Origin of the sequence: Parapedobacter deserti (genome assembly GCF_042646065.1) — a bacterium.
In the GTDB taxonomy this organism is placed as follows: domain Bacteria; phylum Bacteroidota; class Bacteroidia; order Sphingobacteriales; family Sphingobacteriaceae; genus Parapedobacter; species Parapedobacter deserti.
This window is the reverse complement of the sequence record NZ_JBHRTA010000024.1, coordinates 1-5243: the sequence shown is the minus strand read 5'-3', so window position 1 is coordinate 5243 and position 5243 is coordinate 1. Positions and strand designations below refer to the sequence as shown.

Genomic DNA, 5243 nt, shown 5'->3' with positions numbered 1-5243 from the left:
CGCTTTCATCTCCTCGTAATCGAATTCTTCTTGCTTTTCTTTCATTTTAAACTGTGACTAAGTTAACATTTTATAACTCTTGACACAGTTGATTTTACAGTCTCGAATGTGCGTAAACCCGTAGGGTTTTCCACATTTCCATGCCTTTTCTTTCTTTTTTGGTTCTTTTTTCTTTGTGGATCATGCCGCCGCCGGTGTATAACTTCCCCCCGGGGTCCTGTGATCCAGTGACTCGTGCCCCCTTCCCGTATTGTAAAAATCTATGTAAACCTGCAATCCCCGGTAAAGCTCCAGCCCCTCCATGGCGGGTTTCAGGTACACATGTTCGTATTTCAGGCTGCGCCAGAACCTTTCTATAAAAATGTTATCCAGGGCCCTGCCTTTCCCGTCCATTGATATCTGCACACCGTTGCCCGATAATGCCTCCTGGAACTCGTACGCCGTATATTGGCTGCCCTGGTCCGTGTTAACGATATCCGGTGCACCGCACAGCTCGAAGGCCTCCCGGATCACCCGGGTACACCAGGCCGCATCCATCGTGTTGGAGACGCTCCAGTGGACGATATAGCGGCTGTGGACATCGATCACGGCCATCATGTACATGAACCCCTTCTTCATCGGGATATAGGTGATGTCCGTTTCCCAGACCTGGTTATTCCGGTTGATCACCATGTCCCGCAACAGGTACGGGTATTTGCGGTGCCCTTTGTCCGGTATGCTCAGCCTCTTGCCCGGGTAAACCGCCATGAGCCCCATAAGGCGCATCAGGCGCCGTATGCGCTTCACATTCACCGCATACCCTTCCCTCAGGCAAAGGTAGGCGCACATGGCCACAACGCCCGTGTGCGGGTGCTCAAGGAAGAAACGGTCCACCAGTTCCATCAGCTCCAGGTTCACTTCGCTTTCACCGGAGGGAACGTAATAGAACCCCGAACGGTGGATGCCCAGCAGCGAGCATTGTTCGCTGATACACATGCATTCTCCTTTCCCAACCATCATACGCCTATCCGCAACGCTGAAGCTCACTGCAACTTTTTTTTTAACCAGTCATTCTGCATCTGCAACTTGCCGATCTGCTCGTACAGGCGCGCCTCTTCGGCGTCCTGACGCTTCGTGTCAACCGCTTTCTCCGAGAACAACCGGCTGCCCTCTTCCACGAACTGCTTCTTCCAGCTCTGGATCTGCGTGGGGTGCACATCGAACTGGATGGCCAGTTCCGGGATCGTTTTCTGTTCCTTAAGGGCTTCTATCGCCACTTTTGCCTTGAAATCCGCACTGAATTTCTTTCTGCTTACCTTCATCGTCAATAAATCTACGGTTATTTTTCTACCTTTAATCTATTGCCCTATTATTGGGGAGTACTATAGATATCAGGCTTTTGTACGTGCAGTGTGGTTAGCGAGCAGGGGACGCCCTGTGCCGCATGGTAGAATTGCATGCCGTCGGTTAATGCGTTTAGAAACCAAAATATATAAAGCCATGTTTGATAAACACCTCGCAATTGTATTATTTTTAACAACGGTAGTCGTACTGTGCAATGCACAAACCAATCAGATTCAACCAACCGGAAACGTAGGGATTGGAACTACTTCCCCCACTGCGTTACTAGATATTCGCGGACGAATCGTCATCGAAAATGGGGGGGATGCAGCGATTTTCACTGGAACGGCCAATCAAGAACTGAATCGTTATCTATCGTTGTTCAATTCGGAAGAGCGTTCATCTGCATCGGGGTTGAGAGCCGGAGGAATTCTTGTTTCAGATTCATATAGCTATGCTAATCCTGGTAAAAATGATCTCGTTGTCAAAGGCAATATTGGGGTCGGCGTTGCCAACCCGGCGTATAAATTAGATGTCCGGGGTGGAGGAGCATCTATAAGCGGAACGAATCCGATCATCTCGGTAAATGGTTTCAACAACATGCTCCAGTTACAGAACGCTGGGCATTCGGCCATTGTCTATAATCCAGGAGAAGATACCGAATTAATGTTTGGTTTCCACAGTAACGGCAACTTCTATTGGGGCTCGAAAACCAATGGATATGGCATGACATTAACGAAATCCGGTCAATTAAACGTAGAAACCAGCGTATCCATCGGGGATAAAAAAGTGCCCGGTTATACGCTGTCTGTGGACGGAAAAGTAGCGGCGAAGGAAATCAACGTCACGATCAACGGATGGGCGGACTACGTTTTCAAACCTCATTATCAACTTCGTCCGCTCACTGAACTGGAAACGTACATCAAAGAACACGGACATTTACCAGGTATTCCTTCCGCGCAGGAAGTCGATAAAAACGGCGTGGACTTGGGCGAAATGAACCGAAAGCTACTAGAGAAAGTGGAGGAATTAACACTTTACATTTTGAAGCAACAAGAAACTATCGACCAATTAATCGAAAAAACAGCGCATCTATAACATTACGTATCATGAATAAGGATTTTTCAATCAGGGTGAAAGATTTGCAACACCGAGTTATTCAATTAGAACCTCTAACAAAAACTGAAACCAAATGAACTACGCAAAACGATTTCTACTAATCCCGTTCTTTATTTCGATGGCAGCTTCCTTATGCAGCGCACAAACCAACAGGCTCACAAATACGGGAAACGCCGGCATCGGTACCACTACGCCGACATCGCTGTTGGAGGTAAAAAAAGCGGCGCAAGCAGGTGCCGAAAATCTTGCGAAATTTCATATCTCTGATGCACCCGACGATTTCTTAACGATAGACAACGGAACAAGCGTCAGTGCGCAGTTCATTCCTTCGATAATAGGAACGAAGACTTCCGATAATCGCTATGCGTTGATCATTTCTGGTAATATCGGAGATGGTACTGTTGATAATGGTACTGATGCCGTGGTAGCGTTTGATGCACGACTGTCCACCGGAAAGGTAAACCATAGGCCACTATTTGTCTGGCAAAGTTATTCCACGCGCTACATGACCATGCTGAGCGACGGAAGCGTAGGCATCGGCACTACCAATCCCCAAGCCAGGCTTGCGGTAGATGGCAATATCCTCGCCACAGAAGTAAAAGTTAAAACGAATATCGCAGTGCCAGATTATGTGTTTGAGCCCGGCTATAAGTTACCAGCACTAAACGAGGTCGAAGCGTTTGTAAAACAACACAAACATTTGCCCGACATCCCCTCCGCTAAGGATGTCGAGCGTGATGGCCTTAACCTGGCCGAGATGAACCTATTGCTATTGAAAAAAGTAGAGGAACTGACTTTGCATATCATCCAGCTTAATAAAACCAATGGTGAACTAATCGGAAGAGTCCAAGCTGCTGAAGCACGAATTAAGGATTTAGAAGAAAAAAAGACGAAGTAAATACCATGAGACAGTTTTTAGTTTTAATAACGTTGTGTTCGATGGCAAATGTGACCATCTCACAGACATCAGGGACGGCCGATTCTGGCACGATGGGATGGAAGCGAATTGCCCACGTGTCCGGATCAGGAGGCAGGGGTTTTGGCCGCGTAACGATATATACCCAAGGCGGCAGCTACCTACCGATTACAACCACTATCGACTGGTTTCATGATTGGAGTTCGGGTGCCGGTATCCGCGTCAACTCTGATAGCCCGACAACACAATATTGGACCGCCGTGCGCATCACGGATGATGGCTCAAACAGTTACATCGAGGTCAACTTTGCTGCCGCGGTGAATGACGTGCGCCTGCTTTCCGACAATTACGGTTGGCGAGTCGCCACGCTATACACTGGTACATTGCCATCTGGGGGAGGAAATGTAAGAGCGGTTACTAACGTCGGACGCTTTGGTATTGAAGATAAATTTATGATTCAGTACAATGGCAACGTCGGCATCGGTACAGCGACCCCTCAGGAAAAATTATCGGTCAACGGCAACATCCGTGCCCGGGAGGTGAAGGTCGAGACGGCCAACTGGCCGGACTATGTTTTTAAGGAAGACTATGATCTGATGCCGCTTTCCGAACTGGAATCCCATATCAATACATACGGGTACCTACCAGGCATCCCTTCCGCGAAAGAAGCAGAGGCTAACGGCATCGGCTTGGCCGAGATGAACCGAAAGTTGCTGGAAAAAGTAGAGGAACTAACACTGCATTTGATTGACATCAAAAAAGAAAACGCAGAACAAGAGAGTAAGATAAAGCACCTTCTTCAAAAAGTCAATAAAATTAATACCAACGAACGATGAAAAACTCAAAGATAATTCAAACCATCATATTCATACTAGCTTTTAATCATCCGATGGAGCTTATAGGCCAGGGCTCTCTAGTTGAGGGTGTGCTTAAACACACAAACGGCTACTTGACTATTTATCCGTATAGCGCTTCTTACGATGACGGGACCTTCATTAAATCATATTATGATGGCAATAATAACCGGTTGATGCTTGTGAATTCAGCTCCTAGCGGCCAGTATACGGGCCTTATGGCTGGAAAAATTGTTGCGATGGATAACGTAGGCATCGGTACCAATAATCCCCAGGCCAAGCTTGCCGTAAACGGTAATATTCTAGCCAAAGAGGTTAAAGTCAAAACGGACATCTCCGTGCCGGACTATGTTTTTGAGCCGATTACGAATTACCCACGCTAAAAAAAATAGAAGCTTTTGTAAAAAAACATAAGCACCTTCTGGAAATCCCTTCGGCCGCCGACATCCAGCGGGACGGCCTAGACCTAGCGGAGATGAACCTGCTGCTACTGAAAAAAGTAGAGGAACTGACACTGCACATTATTAATCTGAACCGAACCAGCGAACTTCAAAACAAGGAAATTGCAGAGCTGAAATCAGCGATGAAACAGCGATAAATGAATCGGAAGCCAAGCCGTCTATAAGCGGAACTAATCCAATAATCTCCGTAAATAAGTTAACAACACACTCCAGTAACGGAACTCCGGACATTCGGCCATTGTTTATAATCCTGGTGAAACACGAACTGATGTTTGGTTTTCATAGCAATGGAGGCTTTCACTGGGGCCACCGACAGACGAATTGCAAAAAATACATATTCATTTGTTTTATTGGATTCGTTTTCTATTTTTGTTGTGTAAGCATAATTTGGTATAACGACAAGAAACCAACCAATCGGGGAATAATCGAAAAGCAATAGCCTAAACCTGGAGGATAATCAAGTAGTATGATATCAGGCTTTTGCAACGCAGGCAGCGGTTGTGTGAGACGAGCTTACACCGTGCTGGAGCCAGTATGGCGTTGTATGTATATGCATTGCCGATCGGCTGCGCG

Annotated in this window: 7 protein-coding genes; 5 read left to right on the top strand and 2 right to left on the bottom strand. The window is 46.8% G+C overall.

Features of this window, described 5'->3' with window-relative positions:
* Positions 1-180: 180 nt before the first annotated feature.
* Positions 181-1026, bottom strand: a complete 846-nt coding sequence (locus tag ACFOET_RS08230; protein WP_379021452.1) for an IS3 family transposase — start codon at positions 1024-1026, stop codon at positions 181-183.
* Positions 1023-1301, bottom strand: coding sequence for a transposase (locus tag ACFOET_RS08225; RefSeq protein WP_379021450.1), 279 nt, complete (start codon positions 1299-1301; stop codon positions 1023-1025). The genes ACFOET_RS08230 and ACFOET_RS08225 overlap by 4 nt, the downstream gene beginning before the upstream one ends.
* 148 nt (positions 1302-1449) lie before the next feature.
* Here ACFOET_RS08225 and ACFOET_RS08220 point away from each other — a divergent pair, with 148 nt between their 5' ends.
* The 5 genes from ACFOET_RS08220 to ACFOET_RS08200 all read left to right on the top strand — a co-directional run bounded on the left by ACFOET_RS08220 (position 1450) and on the right by ACFOET_RS08200 (position 4807).
* On the top strand, positions 1450-2418 hold the full coding sequence (locus ACFOET_RS08220) for a hypothetical protein (protein WP_379021448.1): 969 nt from the start codon (positions 1450-1452) through the stop codon (positions 2416-2418).
* 94 nt (positions 2419-2512) lie between these two features.
* On the top strand, positions 2513-3337 hold the full coding sequence (locus tag ACFOET_RS08215) for a hypothetical protein (RefSeq protein ID WP_379021446.1): 825 nt from the start codon (positions 2513-2515) through the stop codon (positions 3335-3337).
* A 41-nt stretch (positions 3338-3378) separates the two neighbouring features.
* Positions 3379-4191 carry a hypothetical protein gene (locus tag ACFOET_RS08210; protein WP_379021444.1) on the top strand — a complete coding sequence of 271 codons (813 nt, stop codon included), beginning with the start codon at positions 3379-3381 and terminating at the stop codon, positions 4189-4191.
* Positions 4188-4592, top strand: a complete 405-nt coding sequence (locus ACFOET_RS08205; protein ID WP_379021442.1) for a hypothetical protein — start codon at positions 4188-4190, stop codon at positions 4590-4592. The genes ACFOET_RS08210 and ACFOET_RS08205 overlap by 4 nt, the downstream gene beginning before the upstream one ends.
* Before the next feature lie 92 nt (positions 4593-4684).
* On the top strand, positions 4685-4807 hold the full coding sequence (locus ACFOET_RS08200; RefSeq protein WP_379021440.1) for a hypothetical protein: 123 nt from the start codon (positions 4685-4687) through the stop codon (positions 4805-4807).
* Positions 4808-5243: the final 436 nt, after the last annotated feature.